Source organism: Pseudarthrobacter sp. BRE9, from assembly GCF_031844305.1.
Classification (GTDB): Bacteria; Actinomycetota; Actinomycetes; order Actinomycetales; family Micrococcaceae; genus Arthrobacter.
The window spans coordinates 169,896-187,484 of sequence record NZ_JAUZUY010000003.1; the positions used below are offsets into that span (position 1 = coordinate 169,896).

The 17,589-nt window shown below is 66.5% G+C and carries 14 protein-coding genes; 11 read left to right on the forward strand and 3 right to left on the reverse strand.

Annotated elements, in window-relative coordinates; translation table 11 throughout:
• Window positions 1-127 precede the first annotated feature (127 nt).
• Complete coding sequence (locus tag Q9R31_RS08900) at window positions 128-1,480, forward strand: solute carrier family 23 protein (protein ID WP_311262356.1); 1,353 nt, start codon at window positions 128-130, stop codon at window positions 1,478-1,480.
• On the opposite strand, the gene Q9R31_RS08905 is transcribed toward Q9R31_RS08900, so the two are convergent.
• Both Q9R31_RS08905 and Q9R31_RS08910 read right to left on the reverse strand, forming a co-directional pair.
• Window positions 1,477-2,406 carry an SGNH/GDSL hydrolase family protein gene (locus Q9R31_RS08905; RefSeq protein WP_311262357.1) on the reverse strand — a complete coding sequence of 310 codons (930 nt, stop codon included), beginning with the start codon at window positions 2,404-2,406 and terminating at the stop codon, window positions 1,477-1,479. The genes Q9R31_RS08900 and Q9R31_RS08905 overlap by 4 nt on opposite strands.
• On the reverse strand, window positions 2,403-3,287 hold the full coding sequence (locus Q9R31_RS08910) for a GAF domain-containing protein (protein ID WP_311262358.1): 885 nt from the start codon (window positions 3,285-3,287) through the stop codon (window positions 2,403-2,405). The genes Q9R31_RS08905 and Q9R31_RS08910 overlap by 4 nt, the downstream gene beginning before the upstream one ends.
• A gap of 183 nt (window positions 3,288-3,470) precedes the next feature.
• On the opposite strand from Q9R31_RS08910, the gene Q9R31_RS08915 reads away from it, so the two are divergent.
• The 5 genes from Q9R31_RS08915 to treS all read left to right on the forward strand — a co-directional run bounded on the left by Q9R31_RS08915 (window position 3,471) and on the right by treS (window position 10,837).
• Window positions 3,471-4,355, forward strand: a complete 885-nt coding sequence (locus Q9R31_RS08915) for a LysR family transcriptional regulator (protein ID WP_311262359.1) — start codon at window positions 3,471-3,473, stop codon at window positions 4,353-4,355.
• A 222-nt stretch (window positions 4,356-4,577) separates the two neighbouring features.
• Window positions 4,578-5,675, forward strand: coding sequence for a tartrate dehydrogenase (locus Q9R31_RS08920; RefSeq protein WP_311262360.1), 1,098 nt, complete (start codon window positions 4,578-4,580; stop codon window positions 5,673-5,675).
• Between the two features lie 130 nt (window positions 5,676-5,805).
• Window positions 5,806-7,257, forward strand: coding sequence for a C4-dicarboxylate transporter DctA (gene dctA / locus Q9R31_RS08925; protein ID WP_311262361.1), 1,452 nt, complete (start codon window positions 5,806-5,808; stop codon window positions 7,255-7,257).
• A 1-nt stretch (window position 7,258) separates the two neighbouring features.
• Window positions 7,259-8,404, forward strand: coding sequence for a glycerate kinase (locus tag Q9R31_RS08930; RefSeq protein WP_311262362.1), 1,146 nt, complete (start codon window positions 7,259-7,261; stop codon window positions 8,402-8,404).
• 156 nt (window positions 8,405-8,560) lie between these two features.
• Window positions 8,561-10,837: a maltose alpha-D-glucosyltransferase gene (gene treS / locus Q9R31_RS08935; RefSeq protein ID WP_311262363.1), complete on the forward strand. Its 2,277-nt coding sequence runs from the start codon at window positions 8,561-8,563 to the stop codon at window positions 10,835-10,837.
• 54 nt (window positions 10,838-10,891) lie between these two features.
• Here the strand turns inward: treS and Q9R31_RS08940 are convergent, their stop codons facing one another.
• Window positions 10,892-12,109, reverse strand: a complete 1,218-nt coding sequence (locus tag Q9R31_RS08940) for an ROK family transcriptional regulator (RefSeq protein WP_311262364.1) — start codon at window positions 12,107-12,109, stop codon at window positions 10,892-10,894.
• Window positions 12,110-12,327: 218 nt separating this feature from the next.
• On the opposite strand from Q9R31_RS08940, the gene Q9R31_RS08945 reads away from it, so the two are divergent.
• The 5 genes from Q9R31_RS08945 (at window position 12,328) to Q9R31_RS08965 (ending at window position 17,557) form a co-directional block, all read left to right on the forward strand.
• The gene (locus Q9R31_RS08945) at window positions 12,328-13,425 is read left to right on the forward strand and encodes a Gfo/Idh/MocA family oxidoreductase (protein WP_311262365.1); all 1,098 of its coding nucleotides are present in this window, start codon (window positions 12,328-12,330) and stop codon (window positions 13,423-13,425) included.
• A complete protein-coding gene (locus tag Q9R31_RS08950) occupies window positions 13,422-14,252 on the forward strand; it encodes a hypothetical protein (protein ID WP_311262366.1) in 831 nt (276 codons plus the stop codon). The genes Q9R31_RS08945 and Q9R31_RS08950 overlap by 4 nt, the downstream gene beginning before the upstream one ends.
• Window positions 14,253-14,365: 113 nt before the next feature.
• Window positions 14,366-15,691 carry an extracellular solute-binding protein gene (locus Q9R31_RS08955; protein ID WP_311262367.1) on the forward strand — a complete coding sequence of 442 codons (1,326 nt, stop codon included), beginning with the start codon at window positions 14,366-14,368 and terminating at the stop codon, window positions 15,689-15,691.
• Window positions 15,692-15,704: 13 nt separating this feature from the next.
• Window positions 15,705-16,667: a sugar ABC transporter permease gene (locus Q9R31_RS08960; protein ID WP_311262368.1), complete on the forward strand. Its 963-nt coding sequence runs from the start codon at window positions 15,705-15,707 to the stop codon at window positions 16,665-16,667.
• Window positions 16,667-17,557 carry a carbohydrate ABC transporter permease gene (locus tag Q9R31_RS08965; RefSeq protein ID WP_311262369.1) on the forward strand — a complete coding sequence of 297 codons (891 nt, stop codon included), beginning with the start codon at window positions 16,667-16,669 and terminating at the stop codon, window positions 17,555-17,557. Before Q9R31_RS08960 ends, Q9R31_RS08965 begins: the two co-directional genes overlap by 1 nt.
• Window positions 17,558-17,589: the final 32 nt, after the last annotated feature.

A 17,589-nucleotide genomic window follows, 5' to 3' on the forward strand; every position in this document is an offset into this window, starting at 1 on the left:
CTGCTTTCCTCCTCTTCCCGTGACGCCGGGTGACCTTGCCCACAGCGGACCGGCACAAAACTTGGCGGTATTCTGGAGCGGGCTGATCTTCGCCCCTCGCGGCACCCCCTGAAAGGCATTCCTTCCCATGAGCATGCTCGGAATCAAATGGAAGCTGCACGGCACCGGCAAAACCATCAAGCCCGGCCAGGTGGTGGCCCCGGATGAGCGTCTGGCGTGGCCCCTGACCATCGGCGTGGGCATGCAGCACGTGGTGGCCATGTTCGGCGCCACGTTCCTGGTTCCCATCATCACCGGGATGCCGCCCGCCACCACGCTCTTCTTCTCGGGGATCGGCACACTGCTGTTTCTGGTAATTACCAAGGGCCGGGTGCCCAGCTACCTCGGCTCCAGCTTTGCGTTCATCGCACCCATCACCGCCTCGCAGGCGCAGTTCGGCATCCCAGGCGCCCTGGGCGGCGTAGTCCTTGCGGGCGCCGCCCTGGCCCTGGTGGGGGCCGTCGTGCAGAGGTTCGGTGCGGGCTGGATCAACCGGTTGATGCCGCCCATCGTCACCGGCGCCATCGTGGCGCTGATCGGCCTGAACCTTGCCCCCGCCGCCAAGCAGAATTTCGACGCCGCGCCGATCACCGCCCTGATCACACTGGTCACCATCATCCTGGTCAGCGTCCTGTTCCGCGGGATCCTGGGCCGGCTCAGCATCCTGGTGGGCGTGGTGGTGGGCTACCTGGCGGCCATGCTCCGGGGCGAAGTGAAGTACGACAAGATGGACGCCGCAGCCTGGGTGGGCCTGCCGCACTTCCAGACCCCCGAGTTCCACATCGGCGTCCTGGGCCTGTTCGTCCCGGTGGTCCTGGTCCTGGTGGCCGAGAACATCGGCCACGTAAAGTCCGTAGCCGCCATGACAGGACAGAACCTCGACGGCGTCTCCGGACGCGCCTTGATGGCCGATGGTGCCGCCACCGTACTGGCCGGCCTCGGCGGAGGCTCGGGCACCACCACCTACGCGGAGAACATCGGCGTCATGGCGGCCACCAAGGTCTATTCGACGGCGGCCTATTGGGTGGCGGGAATGTTCGCCATCCTGCTCAGCTTCTCACCGAAGTTCGGCGAACTGATTGCCACCGTCCCGGCAGGCGTTCTGGGCGGTGCCGCCACCATGCTGTACGGCATGATCGGCATTCTGGGCGTGAAGATCTGGGTGCAGAACAAGGTGAACTTCTCCAACCCGGTCAACCTGACCACTGCCGCAGTGGCCCTGATCATCGGCATCGCCGACTACACCTGGACGATCGGTGACCTGAAGTTCACCGGCATCGCCCTGGGTTCCGCCGCCGCCCTGGTGATCTACCACAGCATGAAGGCCATCGCGAAGGCACGCGGAACGGTGGCTGAACCCGAAACCGAGCAGGGCGTACTGCCGCCCGCGGCCAAGGCTGCAATGAAGGCAGCGGCGAAGCGCTCCCCCAAGAAGCGCTAAGCCACCCTGCCGCTTCCGAGCCCCGGGTCCAGTCCAGCCTGCACCTCATGAGGGGCGCCGGGCAGGGACGTCCGGGCCGCCGGGTGTCCGGGCGGGAAGGGACCGGGACGGCCAAGGCCGAACACCGGGCCAGGCTGCGGCCGCTTGGCCGCCAACCCAATGCCTTGGTGGGGCCGCATCCGTTTCAGTACCCACGGCACAAAGTACTGCTTCGCCCAAACCAGGTCTTCGGCCCGGGCCTGCGTCCAGCCGTGGGCGGGAAGTGGCCGGGGCTGGGACGGCTTGAGCGTATGCGGTACACCCAGTGCGTTAAGGGTGGCCACGGCCACCGAGTGGTGCCCCAGCGGGGACAGGTGCAGCCGGTCCGGATCCCACATCAGTGCATGCTGCAGCTCCGGCAGGCACCAGAGGTCAACCATGATGGCGTGGTGCCGGGCTCCGATCCTGTGGAGATGCTCGTTGTAGATCGCCACGCGGCCGCGGATCTTGCCGAACACCGGCGTGTTCCCCCAGTCCGGCCCGGCATACAGCAGCACGGTGGCGCCCGTGGCAGTGAGGATACCCACGGCCTCGTCGATCTTTTCCGCCAGTTTGTCCGGGTCACCGTGGCGGAACACGATGTCGTTGCCACCGCCGGACATCGCGATCAGGTCGGGTTTCAGCGCCAGTGCCGGTGCCAGTTGCCCGTCGAGGATCTGCCCCAGCAGCATGCCGCGGATGGCGAGGTTGGCATAGGCGAAGTCCGGTTGGCCGTCGGCCAGTTCCTCCGCCACCCGGTCAGCCCAGCCCCGGAGACCGCCCAGGCTGTGTGGTTCGGGGTCGCCAATTCCTTCAGTGTAGGAGTCTCCCAGGGCAACGAACCGGTGCCAGGGGTGCCTGTCCCGTCGTTCCGCGATGGAGTGCAGTTCCTGTTTCTCGATGGTCATGCCGTCCTCCCTTCCGCAGCAGGCGGGGGTTCCGTCCCCGCCGCAGCGTCCTTGCGGGGCGACGTCCCGGTCGGAAAGTCCCGCCCCGCCGACGACGGCCGCGGGAGCTCCGCCACGCCGTCGTACGTTTCCTGCCGCAGCCCCGAAGGCTGCCCTGCCCCGCGGTCCATCCCAGCGGGGGCCACGACGTTAAGTGCCACGTCCCGGAGGTCCACTTCGTGGTGCAGCGCCTGCGTCTGCAGGAAACGCAGCGCGCCCTCCCGGGTGAGTCCGTATTCATTCATGAGGCTGCGCACCGCGAGGTCCACCAGGACCAGTGAGCTTTGGACGACGGCGATACCCGCCGTCGCTTCCGCACGCTCGGCCACCCGGACCACAACATGCAGTGCCCGCCCCACCTCACGGGCATAGCTTTGGCTGCGCATCAGGTCATCGCTGGTGAAGGCGTGCGGGTACGGCGCGTAAAGGTTGATGGCGGCGCCGGTCCCGCCTTCGGTGAGGATCGGGACAGAGAGCAGGGACTGCACGCCATGGCCGGCAGCAGCGCTGGAATACCCGGGCCAGCGGCGGTCCCGGCTCAGGTCGGACACCAGGACGAATTCGCCGGTGCGCATGGCTTCCATGACCGGCCCGTCGGCAAACGAGCATTGTTCCCGGTCGGCCTCAAGGGCCTGCTCAGTGCTTGCCGCGAGCGTGCGCGCCTTGCCCAGGCGGAAGAGGGTGGCCGCCCAGCTGATGCTGCGGCACTCACCTTTTATACCCGCCATGAAATCGCGGGTGACATCCCGGAGGTAGTCTTCGACGTCCTTGCTGTCGAAAACCGGCTCCGGGGTAACTGGAGGCGGTCCCCAGCCAACCTGCCCCATGGGTTCAGCGGCCATGCTCCAGTCCTGATATCAGCACTCCGGCCCACTGCAAAACCCTTGCTCTAAGAATACGACCGGCAGCCGCCTTAGTGGGCAAAGCCGGCAAAACAAGGGGGAAAGGGGGATTCGCGGGACGGGGCACGCGTAGGTAGGCTTCAGGCGCATCGCAGTAACTGCCAGCCGCAGAAGGAGCCCGCTTTGGACACCCGGAAACTGAAGTATTTCCTGGCAGTGGTTGACCACGGTGGCTTCAACCGCGCGGCGGAACACCTGCTGATCGCCCAGCCCTCGCTGTCACAGACCATCGCCGGGCTGGAGAAGGAGCTGGGCGTCCCCCTGTTCCACAGGATCGGCCGCCGCGCTGTCCTCAGCGACGCCGGGAAGGAACTGGTGGGTCCGGCACGGCTGGTGATGCGGGACCTGGCAGCGGCACAGTCTGTGGTGCAGGCGCTTCGCGGCATCCGCAGCGGCCAGCTGGACATCATCACCATGCCGTCACCGGGAATCGAGCCCCTCACCTCCATGATCGCCGCCTTCACCCAGGCCTACCCGTCGGTCCGGCTGAACGTGGGAGCCGCCTTCACGCCGGAGGAAGTGATCGAGTCCGTGCGCAGCGGCAGCACGGAAATCGGATTGGCCGGTTCCCCCACAGCCATCCGCGTTCCCGGCGTCGAAGTCCTGCAACTGGAGCGCCAGCCCCTGATCCTCATCGTCAACCCGCAGGCGGATACCTTTGGGGCCGGCGGCGCTGTCGTGCGGGAGGACCTTGGCGGCCACCGCATCATTGCCAGCCAGCGCGGTTCCCTGATGCGCTGGCTCGTGGATGATGCGCTGGCCCACGGCGTCGAAGCCGAGATTGTGGTGGAGGTGGCGCACCGCACCTCCATCCTCCCCCTCGTGCTGGCGGGCGTGGGGCACGCGGTGATGCCCTCCTCGTGGGCACCCACGGCACACAAAGCCGGCCTGCGGACCCTCCTGATCGAACCGGTTTCGCACCTCGAAGTGGCCATCCTGAGCCGCAAGGATGATCTCACTCCCGCGGCACGGGCTTTCCTGGCTGTCGCCCGGCAGCACGCGGAATAAGCCCTCACACCTGCTCACCGATTGCTCCGATAACGCCGTTTGGGGGTTCAAAAGGGCGTTGTCGGAGCAATCGATTCCAAAATTGATAGGCCTTTCCTATCAGCCGGATCGAATCTTGGTCTTGGACGCTGCCGGGGCGCGCCCCGTCTACTTGAAGAGGAAGAAAACAGTGTGACCCCCGCAACAGGACACACTGCCCACACTCAACGAGGAGGTAGCCATATGGGCGCCAACCAGACTTTCAGCATCGCTTCGATCCCCGCGGACGGGGTGGGCAAGGAAGTGGTGGCCGCCGGCCGCCGCGTCCTGGACGCCCTGGCCGGGAACTCCAACGGCAAGTTCGCCTTCGACTGGACCGAGTTCCCCTGGGGCTCGGAGTATTACGCCAGGACCGGGCAGATGATGGACCCCAAGGGACTGGAAGCCCTCAAGGACTTCGACGCCATCTACTTCGGAGCAGTGGGCTGGGAAAACGTCCCGGACCACGTCAGCCTTTGGGGCCTGCGGCTGAACATCACCCAGAACTTCGACCAGTGGGCCAACATCCGCCCCGTGAAGTTCCTTCCGGGCGTGCAGTCCCCGCTGCGCAAAGCCGACAACACGGAACTGGACTGGGTTGTGGTCCGCGAAAACAGCGAGGGCGAATACGCCGGCCTGGGTGGCCGCAACCTGAGCGGCCGCGGCCCCGGCAACGAGGTGGCCCTGCAGACAGCGCTGTTCACCGAAAAGGGCTGCGAGCGCATCATGCGCTTCGCGTTCGACCTGGCACGGACCCGCACGGTGAAGAAAGTGTCCTCGGTGACCAAGTCCAACGCCCAGCAGTACGGCATGGTCCTCTGGGACGAGGTCTTCAACCGCGTGGCGCTGGACTACCCGGACGTCCAGACCGAAAGTGTCCTGGTGGATGCCATGAGCGCCAAGTTCATCCTCAAGCCCGAGGACCTGTCCGTGGTGGTGGCGTCCAATCTGAACGCGGACATCCTCTCCGACCTTGGTTCCGCCCTGGCCGGCAGCCTGGGCCTGGCCGCCAGCGCCAACCTGAACCCGGAGCGCCGCTTCCCGTCCATGTTTGAACCCGTCCACGGATCGGCGCCGGACATCGCCGGCCAGGGCATCAGCAACCCCATCGGCGCCATCGCTTCCGCCGCCCTGATGCTGGACCACTTCGGCCTGCACGCCGAAGCACGCCGGGTGGAGGCCGCCATCGAAGCCGCCACCGGCGCCGGGCACCTGTCCCGCGACGTGGGCGGCGACGCCACCACGGAGGACGTCACCGAGGCGATCATCAAGGCACTGACGCTGGCTCCGGCCGCCGTCTAGGGCACCCACCAACTAATGGCCCACTAACGGTGACGTACGACGGCGACTGGCGGGCCGCCGTCGTACGTCACCCCCTAAACAGACTTCTTCAGCAATACTCCAGCGACATTCCAACAATGAGGTAGGAATCATGGACCACAACAGCATGGCCGCAGCTGCAACAGCGGCCCCTAAAACCCGTTGGTACCGGCAACTGTATTTCTGGGTACTGACAGCTATCGTCATCGGCATCCTGGTGGGCTGGCTCGCCCCGGCCACCGGCATAGCCATGGAACCGATCGGCACCACGTTCGTGAACGCGATGAAGATGCTCATCGGCCCCATCGTGTTCCTCACGATCGTGGGCGGCATCGCCAGCGTCGCCGACCTGAAGAAGGTGGGCATGACCGGGCTGAAGGCGCTGACGTACTTCCAGGTCGGCACCATCTGCGCCCTGGCCTTCGGACTGGTGGCCATCAACGTCTTCCGCCTCGGCGAAGGCGTGAACGCCGACCCCGGCGCCATCAAGACCTCCGATGCGGCCGCGAAGCTGATCGACGCTGGCCAGCACCAGGAATGGTGGGAATTTATCACCCACATCATCCCCACCAGCGTGGTCCAACCGTTCGTGGCGGGTGACATCCTGCAGATCATCTTCATCGCCGTGGTCTTCGGCATCGCCCTGAACGCCATGGGCAAGGTCGGCGCCCCGGTCCTGGACGGCGTGCAGCGCCTCACCGGGGTCATGTTCAAGATCCTGGGCTTCATCATGAAAGCAGCACCGCTTGGTGCGTTCGGTGCCATGGCCTTCGCCGTCGGCAAGTACGGCGTCTCGTCCCTGACCAGCATGGGTGGACTGATCGCGCTCTTCTACGCAACCTCCATCTTGTTCGTGGTGGTGGTCCTCGGCTCGGTCATGGCCTTCCTGAAGCTGAACATCTTCAGCATGATCCGGCACCTCAAAGAGGAGTACATGCTCATCCTGGGCACCTCCACCGCGGAACCCGCCCTCCCCGGCCTGATGCGCAAGCTTGAGCACGCCGGCGTCAAGAAGGAAACCGTGGGCCTGGTGGTCCCCACCGGCTACAGCTTCAACCTGGACGGTGCGGCCATCTACCTGTCCCTCGCGGCGCTCTACATCGCCCAAGCCACCAACACCCACCTGACCATCGGCCAGCAGCTGGGCCTGCTCGCCGTCATGCTCCTGACCTCCAAGGGGGCCGCGGGCGTGGCAGGCGGCGGCTTCATCGCATTGACGGCCACCCTGGCCACCATCGGCACCATCCCGGCGGCCGGCATCATGTTGATTTTCGGCATCGACAAGTTCATGTCCGAATGCCGCGCCCTGGTGAACTTCACCGGCAACGCGGTGGCCACCCTGTTCATCGCCTGGTGGGACCGCACCCTCGACGCCGACCGGGTCCGCCGCGTCTTCGCCGGAGAAGCGGTGGAACCCATGCCCGCGCAGGCCGTGGACATGGGTGCCGGGGCAGGCCTGAACAACGACGGCCTCCACCAAGTGCCTGCCCCCGGGATGGATCCGGCGGGCGTCGGACGTCCCCTCCCTGCCGACCGCCGCCCCGCCTACTCCGAGACCGTCTGATATGTCCTCCTCCACCCCCTCCGTCCGTGCCCTCATTGCACCGGACAAATTCAAGGGCAGCCTGACCGCCGGCGAGGTGGCACAGGCCCTGGCGGCCGGACTCCGGTCCACCGCCGGGGCCGGTCGGCCCATCCATTGCGACCTGCTCCCCCTGGCCGACGGCGGAGACGGCAGCGTCGACGCCGCGGTCTCGGCAGGCTTCGCCCGGCACAGCTGCCAGGTCACCGGACCAACAGGGCAGCAGGTGCAGGCGTCCGTCGCCTTCGACGGAGTGACCGCCGTCGTGGAAGTTGCCAACACGTGCGGAATCTCCCTCCTGCCCTCCGGCGGCCTTGACGCACTCAACTCCTCCAGCCGCGGTTTCGGCGAAGCCATCCGCTTCGCCCTTAGCCTGGCTCCGGCACGGATCGTGCTGGCGCTGGGCGGCAGTGCCAGCACCGACGGGGGAATGGGGATGCTGTCCGCACTGGGCTATACCTTCACCGACGCCGATGGCCGCCCCCTGGAGGGTACTGGGCATGCCCTGCCCCGGATCCACTCCGTCCAGGGCTCCCCCCTTCCCGGCCTGTCGGCAGCTGAACTGATCGTGGCCAGCGATGTCTCCAATCCCCTGACCGGTCCGGACGGGGCCGCGGCCGTGTTCGGACCGCAAAAGGGGGCCCGGCCTGCCGACGTGGCCAGCCTCGACGCCGGACTGGTGCACTTTGTGGCAGGGATGGCAGGCGCAGGTTTTGCCTCCGCCCCCGGGCTGGCACGGCATGAAGGAGCGGGCAGTGCCGGCGGAATAGGTTATGCCTGCCTGCTGCTCGGCGCGCGGCAGGTATCGGGGGCGGATTTCTTCCTGGACCTGCTGGATTTCGATGCGCGCAGGGACACCTGCGATGTGGTCATCACGGGGGAAGGCAGCATCGACCTGCAGACCCTTGCCGGCAAGCTGCCGGCCGCCGTGGCACGCCGTTCCGGTGCCCGGCCCATCATCGCGGTCGCCGGTCGTTCCCTGCTTCCCCGCGAACGCTGGGCAGACCTGTCCCTGACCCGGGTCTACGCCCTGGCCGACTACACCAGCCGGGATTCAGCCACGGACCCCCGGCTGTCCGCCGCCCTCCTCCAGCAGATCGGCCGTGACATCGGACAAAGCATCCAGTAGCCCGGGCACGTTTGTCCCTTCCGCCGGCCCCGCTGCGCAGTAGCATCGGGAGAGGGAACGCCGAATACTCCCTGTTGCCCTGGGTACCTTTCCTTGGGCAAGGGGTCTTTTGAGCATCCAGGCCAGCACGGAAACGAGCAATGGAAAGAGGAGCTTATGCGGGAGCCGGGCACCAGCGGGAACACTTCGGAAGCGGATGCAGCCGCGGGCATAGGGGAAGTGGAAGCAGGCGCTGCGGAGCTGTCAGCGGAACTGGACGTTAATTTCGACGAGCAGTTCTTCGCAGCCAGGCCAAAGGCACTGCGGCCCATTGCGCGGCGGCGCCAGTTCGTCGGCAGCAGGCCGTCCTTCGAGTTCGACGGGCGGAACGCGGCCTACGTGGACTGGCTCCGCAACCAGGCCATGCTCGGGGACGCGAATACCCTGGCACGGCAGCTGTCCGGCCAGGCCAGCATGTGGCAAAACTCCTATGCCCATCCCAACCCGCGGGCCGCCGTCGAACGCGCCTCCGTGTGGTTCACCGCCTACCCGCTGTCCTTCATCACCCCTACCGGCCAGTCGTTCCTTTCCGCGCTTGGCGACCCGGCCATGTGGAAGGCGTTCCGCGAAATCGGCATCCGCGGGATCCACACCGGCCCCGTGAAACTCGCCGGCGGCATCAGCGGCTGGTCCCACACACCCAGCGTGGACGGGCACTTCGACCGGATCAGCATGGCGATCGATCCGGTCTTCGGCACCGAGGACGAGTTCCGCCGGATGTGCGAGGTGGCCGCCGAGCACGACGGCACCGTCATCGATGACATCGTCCCCGGCCACACCGGCAAGGGCGCGGACTTCCGCCTGGCCGAAATGAACTTCCGGGACTACCCCGGGATCTACCACATGGTGGACATCCCCGAAGAGGACTGGCACCTGCTCCCGGACGTCCCTGAGGGGGCCGACTCGGTCAACCTCAGCCCCGACTCCGAGCAGGCACTGCAGAAGGCCGGCTACATCATCGGCAGGCTGCAGCGCGTCATCTTCTACGAGCCCGGGGTGAAGGAGACCAACTGGAGCGCCACCCGGCCCATCGTGGACACCACCGGCAAGACCCGCCGCTGGGTCTACCTGCACTACTTCAAGGCCGGGCAGCCCTCCATCAACTGGCTGGACCCCACCTTCGCGGGCATGCGCCTGGTGGTGGGCGATGCCCTGCATTCGCTCGTGGACCTCGGCACGGGCGCGCTGCGCCTTGATGCCAACGGCTTCCTGGGCGTGGAGAAGAGCGCCGAAGAACAGCCCGGCTGGTCCGAGGGGCACCCGCTGTCAGAAGCCGCCAACCAGCTCATCGGTTCCATGATCCGCAAGGTGGGCGGGTTCTCCTTCCAGGAGCTGAACCTGACCATCGACGACATCAAGGCAACCTCCGACGCCGGCCCTGACCTGTCCTACGACTTCATCACCCGGCCCGCGTACCACTACTCCTTGGTCACGGCCGACACCGAGTTCCTGCGGCTGACCCTCCGCCTGTCCCTGGAAATCGGCGTGGACCAGGCCTCGCTGGTGCACGCCCTGCAGAACCATGACGAACTCACCTACGAGCTCCTGCACTTCGCTGCCGGGCACCGGGACGAGATGTTCGAGCTCAACGGCGAGGAACTCACCGGCGCGCAGCTGGCCGAACAGATCCAGCAGACCCTGCGGGAACGGCTGACCGGCGAAAACGGGCCATACAACGCCGTCTTCACCACCAACGGCATTGCCTGCACCTCGGTAAGCTTCATCATGGCCGCCCTGGGCATCAAGGACCCGTCCGCCGTCACCCCGGAGCAGGAAGCCCAGATCCGGGACGTGCACCTGCTCCTCGCCATGTACAACGCCCTGCAGCCGGGCGTCTTTGCCCTGTCCGGCTGGGACCTCACCGGTATTCTGGCGCTGGACCGGAGCAGTGTCCGGGAACTCACCTCGCAGGGCGATACCCGCTGGATCAACCGCGGCGCCCACGACCTCATGGGAACCAGCCCGGACGCCACCACCTCATCCTCCGGGATGCCACGGGCCCGCAGCCTCTACGGTCCGCTGCCGGACCAGTTGAAGGACCCGGACTCGTTTGCGCGCCGCCTCCAGCGGATCCTTGCCGTGCGGGAAGAAAACGGGATCGCCACCGGCACCCTGCTCGACGTCCCGGACGTCTCCAACCGTGGCGCACTGGTGCTGGTGAACCGGTTGAAGGACGGGACCCTGCAGGTCACCGCGCTCAACTTCTCCGGGCAGGACATCGCCGGCAGCATCCAGTCCAACGAGCTGCCCTCCGGGGCCAACGTCAAGGACCTGTTCAGCGGCGAGACGGTGGGGCAGGTGGATGACCTGCACAGCTTCTTCCTGGAACTGCCCGCTTACGGCGGAACCGCGCTGATCCTGACCGAGGCGCCCGAGCCGGAGGCGGAAGCCTAAGGCCGGACGCGGAAGCCTAACGCAGGCCGCCGGGCAGGGCCGGGAATCTCCGCCCTACCCGGCGATGGCGCCTGCCAGCGTGGCTTCAATAACGGCAGGCGACAGGACATGTTGGGTGACCAGTTTGCTTGCGCCCAGGACTGCCGCCTGGCTGCCGGCCCGGGAGCCGTTGATCCGCAGGTGCGAGGTGGCCAGCGGCGGGGAACGCCGGTACACCACCTCGCGGATGCCGGCCACCAGGTGCTCCCCGGTCTCGCCGACGCTGCCGCCCACCACAATGACGGACGGATTGAGCAGGTTGACCACGGTGGCCAGCACCTCGCCGATGTCCCGGCCGGCCTGGCGCAGCGCCTGGATGGCCTGGAGGTTGCCGTCGGCGGCGAGCCGGAGCACGTCCGCGCCCTTGGCCACCTCCAGTCCCTGGTCCCGAAGGGAACGCACGACGGCGGGACCGGACGCCAGTGCCTCCAGGCACCCATAGTTCCCGCAGGCACACAGGACATCCGCGCCGCGTGCCACCTGGACGTGCCCCAGGTCGCCTGCCGTGCCGTTGGCTCCGCGCTGCAGTTCCCCGTTGCTGATGATGCCGGAGCCGATGCCGGTGGCCACCTTCACGAAAAAGAAGTTGTTGTGTTCGGGCCAGTGGGCGGACTGCTCCCCCAACGCCATGATGTTCACGTCGTTGTCCACCAGCACATGGACCGGCAGGGACCGCTGGACGTAGCTGACCACGTCGAACCCGTCCCAGCCCGGCATGATGGGCGGTTTCACGGGCTGGCCGGTGTCATGTTCCACGGGCCCGGGCAGTCCGATGCCGATCCCGGCCAGTTCCGCGACGCTTCGTCCGGTGGACGCCAGCAGCTCCTGGCCCTGCGCCACCACCTGGTCCAACACTGCTTCCGGCCCGTCAGCCACCTGCTGCGCCAGCCGGTGTTCGGCCAGGATGTTCCCGCCAAGGTCCGTGACCGCCACAATGACGTGCGTGGCACCCACGTCCACGGCCAGCACCAGGCGTGCGGCCGGGTTGAAGGCAAAGCGCGACGGCGGCCTGCCGCCGCTGGAGAGTGCCTCACCTGCAGGACCCACCAGGCCGGACAGCATCAGCGCGTCGATCCGCGAGGCGACGGTTGAACGGGCCAGCCCGGTAGTGAGGGCAAGCTCGGCGCGGGTGCGGGCCCTGCCGTCACGCAGCAGCTGGAAAAGGTCTCCCGCCCGCGACAGGTTGCCGACGTCGGAGTCTTTTCCGGTCTGCCTACCCGTCACTGAAGTCATGTCTAAGTCATAACACTCTTACTTACTACTGTCATCACAGCAGAAGAAGGGCGCGCAACAAACAACTTTTGCTTGACGTGCGTCAAAAGTCGTTCTACGTTGTGATTCAAGGCACATTCGCGGATCCGATGCCGGACATCAGCCGCAGTGATCCCGGCCCCAGAGGCCGTCTACATCAGAATCCATTCCAGAGTCTGCTTACAAAGAGGTAACTGAACTTGTCCCAGCACGCAGCGCCCGCAGACCGGCCCCTCGGCGTCGGCATCCTTGGCGCCGGACCTGTCACCCAGGCCATCCACCTCCCGGCCCTGGCCCGCCTCCAGGACATCCTGGAAGTACGGCACATCATGGACGTAGACCCCGCCGTGGCCTCCTCCGTGGCGGCCCGCGTCGGCGCCACCGCCAGCACCAGCATTGAAGCGCTGCTGGCTGATCCCGCCGTGGACGTGGTGGCAATCTGCAGCCCCCACCAGTTCCACGCCGACCAGGTAATCGCCGCCTGCACGGCCGGCAAGAAAGCGGTCCTCTGCGAAAAGCCCTTCGCAATGAATGCCGAAGAAGCCGCCCGCATCTCGGCGGTCAGCGCAGAAACCGGAGTACCAATCGTCGTGGGGGCCATGCACACCTTCGATCCTGGCTGGCTCGCGGCAGAACAGAACTGGGGCGACCTCCCGGAACAGGTGCACACCATCCGCTCCTCCATCGTCCTGCCGCCCAACGCCCGCTTCGAGGACTTCGCCACCGAAATCGTCACACGGCCCGCCGCCGGCCAGCCCGATTACACGGACATCGAGGTCATCAAAAACGCACTCCGGGGCGGGATCATGGGCCTGGCCATCCACGACCTGCCCCTGGTCCGCCGGTTCACGCCGGACTTCGCCGGGATCGAAGTCCTCCAGGTATTCCACATCCGCCCGTTCGGCTACGCCGTCTCGCTCCGCACGCCCACACGGACCATCGAACTGCGCGCCGTTATGAACAGCACCTGGAAGCCTGAATGGACCTTCGAGGCCATCGCGGACGATGCGGCGCTGCACATCGACTTCACGCCGTCCTACGTCCAGGCCGGCTCCGCCGTCGCCACCCTCTCGCGCCGCAACGGCAGCGAAACCAGTACGTTCGGCCCGTACGGCCACAACGGCTACGAAGGCGAATGGCGTGAACTGGCTGAGCTGGCGAGGGGAACCCGCCGGGCGCCCTCCGCACAGACTTTGATCGACGACCTCACCTTCGCCCTCGCCATCGCGGACGCCACGGCAGCAAGCGCTGGGGCAGGACATGCCGGCGCGGCAGAAAAAGCAGGAGTTACGGCATGAGCGGCCAGTACACGGTCTCGGCACCTCCCACCGCCCGGGAAGCCGGAGCGGTAACCCAGACGGTAGCTTCCCTGCCCGAAACCTTCGGTCCCGCCCCGGAAAACCAGCAGGGCACCGCCGACGTGCTGGTAGTGGCCGGCGGACCGGGCTGGACCGACGAAGCCCGCCGCGCCGTCGCCGCAGGTCCCCGCGGCATCGTGGTGGCCAACCCGGTGCCCGAGGACACCCGCGAACTGGCCGCCGAGGCAGACGACGCGGGAACCGCCGTCGTCCTGGACCTCCGGTGGGCCTCCAACCCGGCACTGGTGGCAGAAGGCAGCGAGCCCGACGCCCGGGAGGCGGTGCGCAGTGCCTTGGGCACCGCGTCACTGCTGGACAGTGTTGCGACGGCGGCTCCCGGCACCGACCCGCGGCGGCTCCTGGGCGAGCACCTCGCCGTGCTGCTGGCCGTCAGCGGGCCGCTCGACGGCGTGAGCCTCCTCCGCAGCGACGCCGCGGGGTACACGGTGGCCGGCAGGCTGGCCAACGGCGCACCATTCGCCGCCCAGGGCGTGCTGAGCGCAGCCGGCCCGGCCGGCGTCGATATCCGCCTCTACACCGCCGACGGCGGGGTGACCGTCCAGGTCCCGGATCCGGACGCCGCCTGGCCGGCCGAAGTCCGGGTTACCGGAGTCCACGGCGAACTATTGCTTCCCACGCTTTACGAATCCGCCCACCGGTCAGCGTGGCGGCGCCTGAAGAACCATCTTGGCGCCGGCACCCGGCCGGACGATCTGGCCGGGTTCGCCCGGCTGACCGACCTCTACGCAACCCTCGCTGCCACGTAACCAGTCCCGCCGATACGCAACCTCAACAGCAGTCCAGTCCCACCTCCACTCTCAACGATGAGCAGGACCGCACCAACGGCGCACCGCGCCCGCCGGTCCCGAAAGGACACATCATGAACGCAACTTCCGAACAGCGCCGCTCCTTCTCCCGGCGCGGTTTCCTGGGCCTGACGGCTGCCGCAGCCGCAGCACCCCTTCTCGCTGCCTGTGGCGGCGGGTCGGCATCGCAGGGCGGCGGAGGCGGGGCGGGCGGTACGGTCAAGTTCTGGGACATGCCCTGGGCCACGCCTGCCTACAACGACGCTGCCAAGGGCATCGCGGAAGGTTTCTCAGGTGCCAACGGCGCCAAGGCGAGCTACCAGATCATCCAGTGGAACAACTTCTACCAGACCTTCTCCTCCGCGATCGCTTCAAAGACGGGTCCGGCCGTCTCCACGGGCGGCGGCTTCCAGGCCTTCCAGTTCGAGCAGCAGGGCCAAATCGCGTACGCGGACAAGGTGATCGAGAAGCTGAAGGCCAGCGGCCAGTTCGACGACTTCCTGCCCGGTGTACTGGATCCGTTCAAGTCGGACAAGGGCTACGTGGCGGTCCCGTGGCAGCTGGACATGCGCGTTTTCTGGTACCGCAAGTCGCTGTTCGAGAAGGCAAACGTTGCCCTCCCCACGGACTGGCCGTCGCTGCTGGAAGCGGGCAAGGCCCTGAAGAAGGTAGGCGCGTTCGGCTTCACCACCGGCGCCGGCGCGGGCAACAACTACGCCAACCACTCCATGATCATGATGATGGTCAACAACGGCGGCGGTGTCTTCAACAAGGACGGCGAGCTGGACCTGATGAACGACCGCAACGTCGAGGCCATGGAGTTCGTCCTGGAACTCGTGTCCAACGGTATCGTCGATCCCGCCGCGGTCAGCTACACCACGGACAACATGTCTGCACAGTGGAAGGACGGCAAGGCAGGCTACGGCCTGTTCCAGGTGAACGTCCCGCAGCGGGTGGGCGATACCTCGGGCGACCTTCTGGTGGCTGACCCGATCAAGGGTCCGCACGGGGACAAGGCAACGATCGTCTTCCCGAACAACATCATGATGTACACCAACACCCCGTCCCAGGAGGCGTCGGAGGAGTTCCTGGTGTACTGCCTGGGCCAGCTCAAGCAGCTGTGGCAGAAGAAGCTGATGTCCGCCCTGCCGGTCTTCAAGTCGATCACGGAGATCCCCGAGTTCGCCAACGACCCCAACAACGTCAAGATCGTGAAGGACTGGCAGCCCATCGCCAAGACCTTCGCCGCCCAGGGCAACAAGCTCAATGCCAACCTCGCCGCCCTCGACGGCGGGCAGGCACTGAACCAGTTCAGCCAGACCATCATCACCGGAAAGGCCGACGCCAAGACTGCCCTGCAGACCTTCCAGTCCGGCCTCGAATCCGTCCTGAAGAAGTAGGACGGGGCCTCCCATGTCCAGCGCCACCACCCAGTCCGGCCTGGCCCGGGCCCGCCGCGGGGTTGCCCCCGGCGGGTCCGGGACCCTCCCCGGCAAACGCAAGAGCAAGCTCTCCGCCCAGGCAACCAGGACCTTCTTCTGGCTCCTGCTTCCCTCCGTGGTCCTCCTTGTCCTGATCCACGGCTACCCGCTGATCTACGCCGCCGTCCAGGCCACGCACGACGGCAACCTGCTCCAGACCGGCAACTTCGTGGGCGCGCAGAACTTCGCCACCGTCCTGACCTCGCCGGCCTTCTGGAAAGCGGCCCAGTTCACGCTGTGGTTCACCATCGTGGGCGTCTTCGGGTCCTGGCTGGTGGGCCTGGGCCTGGCCCTGCTCCTGCGCACCAGGATCCCGGCCGGCGGCACCTTCAAGGTCCTGCTGCTCCTGCCCTGGGTGGTGCCCATCGTCGTGTCCTCCACGGCATGGAACTGGCTGGTGGCCACCCCTGACAGCCTGATCCCTTCGCTGTTCCGGAACCTCGGCATGGGCACACCGCTCTTCCTGGCGGACCCTTCCCTGGCTTCCATCACGGTGATGGTGTTCAAGGTGTGGGTCAGCTTTCCGTTCATGATGATGATGATCTCGGCAGCATTGGCCTCGGTGGATACCACCGTCTATGAGGCCGCCAGCATGGACGGCGCCAGCCGCTGGCAGCAGTTCACGCAGATCACTCTGCCGCTGATTGCCCGCTCCACCTACATCAGCTGGATCCTGATGACCATCTTCTGCGTCAACGACTTCCCCACCATCTACCTGCTCACCGGCGGCGGCCCGGTCAACGCCACCACCTCCCTGGTGGTCCTGGCCTACCGCACCGTGTTCCAGGACTTCGCCACCGGCCCGGGCGTGGCCATCGCCTTCCTCATGACCATGACCCTGGTGGTCATCTCGGTCATCCTGTACCGCCAGATCCGAAAGTCGAGCGTCGAATAATGAGTGCAGTACTTCACGCCCATCCCGAATCCGGCCCCGCACTCGGCGTCGAGGCCGACAAACGCCGCAAGGTCCTCTCCGAGGTCGGCCAGCGCGGCCGCTGGTGGCGCTTCGCCGCGATCCTCATCATCACCGGAATCGTGCTGGTGCCCATCATGGTCACCGTGCTGCTGGCGTTCACCCCCGGGCCCAACAGCACCGCGACCGGCCTGACGTTCGAAAACCTCAGCAACGTGTTCTCCAAGACACTGGCCGCCACCTGGCTCAAGAACAGCCTGGTCACCACCCTCTCCACGGTTGTGGTGTCGGTGGCCGTGGCTGCACCTGCGGGCTACGTCCTCTCCCGGGGCCGCAGCAAGGCGGTTTCCGGATATTCCCTCCTGCTGTTCGTGATGCAGTCGCTGCCCATCATCACCTCGGTGGTGCCGCTGTTCATCCTGTTCGCCGGCATGGGCCTGGTGGACAACCTCCTGGGCCTGACCATCATCTACGTCGGCTCCACCATGACCGTGGCCACCTGGATGATGGCCGCCTACTTCGACTCCATCCCCATCAGCCTGGAGGAGGCATCCTGGATCGACGGGTGCTCCGTTTTCGGATCCTTCACCAAGGTAGTGCTCCGGAACTCCCTTCCCGGCGTTCTTTCGACCGCGATCTTTGCCTTCCTCCTCGCCTGGAACGACTACCTGGTGGCCATCGTGTTCCTGCGCTCGAATGAAATCTTCACCCTGCCCATGGGCGTGCAGTCCTTCTTCCAGCAGAACGCAACGGACTGGACCTCCGTCATGGCCCTGGCCGTGGTCATGATGCTCCCGCCCGTCATCGTCTTCGCCACCCTGAACAAATACTTCAGCGTCGGCGGCATCGGCGGCTCGCTCGCCGGCCGCTGACCCCAGCCCACACCTACAGAACAGCTAAGGAA

Excerpts from the sequence above, each read along its gene's own strand:
- Q9R31_RS08900 (WP_311262356.1), top strand. The coding sequence starts at position 128 with ATGAGCATGCTCGGAATCAAATGGAAGCTGCACGGCACCGGCAAAACC.
- Q9R31_RS08905 (WP_311262357.1), bottom strand. The coding sequence starts at position 2,406 with ATGACCATCGAGAAACAGGAACTGCACTCCATCGCGGAACGACGGGAC.
- Q9R31_RS08910 (WP_311262358.1), bottom strand. The coding sequence starts at position 3,287 with ATGGCCGCTGAACCCATGGGGCAGGTTGGCTGGGGACCGCCTCCAGTT.
- Q9R31_RS08920 (WP_311262360.1), top strand. The coding sequence starts at position 4,578 with ATGGGCGCCAACCAGACTTTCAGCATCGCTTCGATCCCCGCGGACGGG.
- dctA (WP_311262361.1), top strand. The coding sequence starts at position 5,806 with ATGGACCACAACAGCATGGCCGCAGCTGCAACAGCGGCCCCTAAAACC.
- Q9R31_RS08930 (WP_311262362.1), top strand. The coding sequence starts at position 7,259 with ATGTCCTCCTCCACCCCCTCCGTCCGTGCCCTCATTGCACCGGACAAA.
- treS (WP_311262363.1), top strand. The coding sequence starts at position 8,561 with ATGCGGGAGCCGGGCACCAGCGGGAACACTTCGGAAGCGGATGCAGCC.
- Q9R31_RS08940 (WP_311262364.1), bottom strand. The coding sequence starts at position 12,109 with ATGACTTCAGTGACGGGTAGGCAGACCGGAAAAGACTCCGACGTCGGC.
- Q9R31_RS08950 (WP_311262366.1), top strand. The coding sequence starts at position 13,422 with ATGAGCGGCCAGTACACGGTCTCGGCACCTCCCACCGCCCGGGAAGCC.
- Q9R31_RS08955 (WP_311262367.1), top strand. The coding sequence starts at position 14,366 with ATGAACGCAACTTCCGAACAGCGCCGCTCCTTCTCCCGGCGCGGTTTC.
- Q9R31_RS08960 (WP_311262368.1), top strand. The coding sequence starts at position 15,705 with ATGTCCAGCGCCACCACCCAGTCCGGCCTGGCCCGGGCCCGCCGCGGG.
- Q9R31_RS08965 (WP_311262369.1), top strand. The coding sequence starts at position 16,667 with ATGAGTGCAGTACTTCACGCCCATCCCGAATCCGGCCCCGCACTCGGC.